Raw genomic sequence first — 3243 nt, 5'->3', positions numbered from 1 at the left:
ATTTTAACCGATCGATATTCTCGCAAAATTAGTGAGTTGTTGTTCGAGTGGCAACCTACTTTCATCCACAAATTGACCCACTCGTCTGCCCGCCCACTCGATCGGTTTTTGAATTCGCCAACAGTATCCGTATCCTGTAGCTATCCCAATAATAAACCTCGGTGCATCATATAGGCGATCGTCGGGTAAAACGAACAGTCAGCGAGTGTAAACAATTCGCTAGCAATAAAGGTGTGTTTTGAGGCGCGTTCTTCCCACAGATTTAGATCGAAGTTAATCGCAATAATAGCTCTTTTAATTTCTTTTTTTCCTCATCATTCAGATCTGAAGGTTTTTTGAGAAAGAAATATTCGAGCGGTTCGTAAGCGCAAGCAAATGCTTCAGCCTCTTGAATCCAGGCGATCGCATTTGCACATTCTTGCCAATTTCCCTGGGCTGGTAGTAACGAAGGTGTAGGATAGCGCAGTTCGAGATAGTGCAAGATCGCCAAAGATTCATTAATTTTGGTACCGTCGGTTTCGACGAGCAACGGTACTTGCCCTCTGGGATTTAATGCCAAAAATTCTGGTGTTCTAGTTTCGGGATCGGCTCTCATTACTCATACTCTTTTGGTGTCGAATGATAAACCTTTTTCACATAGGGTAATTAATACTCGCCAACTAGCGATCGATCCGTTGACAATATAAATGGTTCTTTCTGGCTCCATATTTTTATCTCTAATTTAATTAAATTTTATAGTTTAACTTAAACTATATGAAGTGAATATCACTATTCACTAATTCAACGATCGACAAATCCCTGGAAGTCTAAAATATCGAATCCAGGCTGATAAGCACTGGCATCAAAATCGGGATTAATATTTTCTTCACGAAAGAGCTGCAACATTAGATCGGCTTCTGCTGTTTCCTTCGCTAGTCTTTCTTCAGGAGCGAGCGAATTTATCCATTCGACTCTGGCGTTTGCCTCCGCTCTGGTTTTGCTGGGGGCACCAATTCCCCAGACGGCTCCATTCGTGCGGTCGTAGTAGGTGCCGATATACCGCAACGTCAGAGAGATCCGAGGTACGTCGGTGCCATCGCTGCCGAGTTGTTTGATGCCGTGATAGAACTTTTGATTGCTCTCTAAGTTCAACATAAACAACGAACCGTGCGGTAATGGTAGTTTTTGAGGTACTGTACCTTTATCGGTTTTCGATCGAAATAACATCGATCTTGTCGTGCCTAGCGAGACATTTACGATAAACGAAGGACGCATCACATCTAGGGTTTTATCCGCATGTTCGCCGATAAAATCGCGCCCGTTGCGGTAGAGTTGAATCAAACAATGATTGAGGGGATGACCGATGCGGCGTTCGACTTCTTGGCGAATAGTGTCGATGGTTGGTGTCCAGTGGGTTAAGGGCGGCTGTGCGTCCGCTGGGTGACGGTAGAGGGGTTCGACGCCATCCGGCTTTTTGGTGCCTTGGAGGGCAATTAAACGCGGTACTGCGCTACCCCGATGAATCATCTGGTGCCAAACAACCTCGTCATGCAAAGTTTGGAAGGTACTATCGTCGATGCAAGCTGAGAGGGCTGCACAATCTAGGCTACTATCGCCAGCAATACCGCTCAGTCGCACGGGATTACTTTCGCCCAGCAGTTCGCCCCAATGTCTAGTTGTCGCACCCAATTTTTCTAGTTCTCGAATTGCCAGCAGATGTTTTCCTGGGGTGCTAGCCGATGTCGCTTCTGCTAAGATCTCGACCTGATAGCCCAAGCGGAGCGCAGACTGGGCGGTGTGAAACACGCACACATTAGTCGTGACGCCACAAATCGCCAGTTTATTTACTCGTTTGGCTTGCAGCCACTGATGAAGTTGTGTTTGCTCGAAAGCATCATACCAATGCTTAACGATCGAAATCTCATCCTCCGTTCGCTGGGCGAAGGCACTTTGCGACGTAGTGACGATTTCGCTACCCCAAGTACCTTTAACGCAGCAAGGTTTCCCTGTGTGACTTTTGCCGTGGAGTTCGTCGGGCGTTCCAGTTAATTCGCCATAATTTGAAGTAATCCAAGCAACATTTCGCTGTTGTTGTCTAGCGGCTTGCACCAACCATCCGACAGCCTCACAGAGTTGTTGGGGTTCGATATGCCGTTTGCTAAAAGCACCGCCCTCTGTTAAGAAGTCGTTCTGAAGATCGACGAGCAGAAGAGCGGCAAGAGATTTCATCGAGGCTGAATGAAGGAATTGATAAAACGTGGTAATCCTAATTTTAGCTGACGAAGATGCGATCGCCAAATCGATAGATTTACTATTTGTTATTGCCAGCTCTAGTTACTATGATGTTCGTGCTGTTCGGCTGGAGTTTCGGACAATTCAACGAGGACTTTATCGACTCTTTTACCGTCCATGTCGATGATTTCAAATCGCAAGCTGCGCCATTCAAAATGTTCTCCGGAAACGGGGATTTTACCCAACTGCATGATCGCAAATCCGCCGAGGGTATGATAGTTGCCGCGATCGATCGCACTTTCGGGGATATCAAATTGTTCGAGTAATTCCTCGATCGATAACATCCCATCTAAGAGCCAGGAACCGTCATCGCGCTGAATAATTTGGGGTTCTTCGGGTTCTTCATTAAAGTCGGTAATATCACCAAAAATCTCTTCAAAGAGATCGTGCATGGTGACTAAGCCTTGAATCACGCCATACTCATCTACTACCATTGCGATATGGGTGCCGAATTTTTTAAATTGTTCGAGTACTTTTAAACCGCGCGTACTTTCAGGGATAAAGAGTGGTTGACTGAGGGAGGCGGTGAGATTGATTTCTTCGCCTTTGAGGGTTTGCGAGAGTAAGTCGGCAACATGTACGACACCTAAGACGCGATCGAGTTCGCCTTCACACACAGGTAATCTTGAATAGTCGCTATCAATAATCTTGTCACGGGTAATTGCAATCCGATCGTTGATATCAATCCAAGTAATGTCTGGACGAGGAGTCATCAGCGCACCGATCTTGAGATCGCCTAAACTCAGTACACCTTGAACCATATCTTGCTCGGACTCTTCAAACATCCCGGTTTCGGTACCTTGCTCGATCATCACCTTGATTTCTTCTTCGGTGACTTCTGGTTGAGTAGTACGCTTGATGCCAAATAGCTTGACAACAAAGTTGGTAGAATAGCTCAGCACTAAAATTAATGGTGTCGATACCCGCGCCAGAAAGTCGATGGGGATGGCGAAAAAACTGGCGATTGTTTCT

4 protein-coding genes are annotated in these 3243 nt (G+C 46.0%); all 4 read right to left on the bottom strand.

The genetic code is table 11. The features are described from left to right. Window positions 1–140: 140 nt before the first annotated feature. Window positions 141–227: a hypothetical protein gene (locus RMO35_RS25255; protein ID WP_396135632.1), complete on the bottom strand. Its 87-nt coding sequence runs from the start codon at window positions 225–227 to the stop codon at window positions 141–143. Window positions 228–262: 35 nt separating this feature from the next. Next, window positions 263–595, bottom strand: coding sequence for a glutathione S-transferase family protein (locus RMO35_RS08645; protein WP_309740275.1), 333 nt, complete (start codon window positions 593–595; stop codon window positions 263–265). Between the two features lie 185 nt (window positions 596–780). Then, window positions 781–2208 carry an isochorismatase family protein gene (locus tag RMO35_RS08640; protein ID WP_309740274.1) on the bottom strand — a complete coding sequence of 476 codons (1428 nt, stop codon included), beginning with the start codon at window positions 2206–2208 and terminating at the stop codon, window positions 781–783. 101 nt (window positions 2209–2309) lie between these two features. Beyond that, window positions 2310–3243 (bottom strand): hemolysin family protein (locus RMO35_RS08635; protein WP_309740273.1); only part of this gene is annotated, 934 nt, incomplete at its 5' end.

The sequence above is a fragment of the Chamaesiphon sp. OTE_20_metabat_361 genome (assembly GCF_031364565.1).
The sequence above is the reverse complement of the archived record's forward strand: the minus strand, read 5'-3'. Positions and strand labels throughout refer to the sequence as shown.

What these genes read in the sequence shown, in the direction of transcription:
- RMO35_RS08640 (WP_309740274.1), bottom strand. Translation starts at nt 2,208, where the DNA reads ATGAAATCTCTTGCCGCTCTTCTGCTCGTCGATCTTCAGAACGACTTC.
- RMO35_RS08645 (WP_309740275.1), bottom strand. Translation starts at nt 595, where the DNA reads ATGAGAGCCGATCCCGAAACTAGAACACCAGAATTTTTGGCATTAAAT.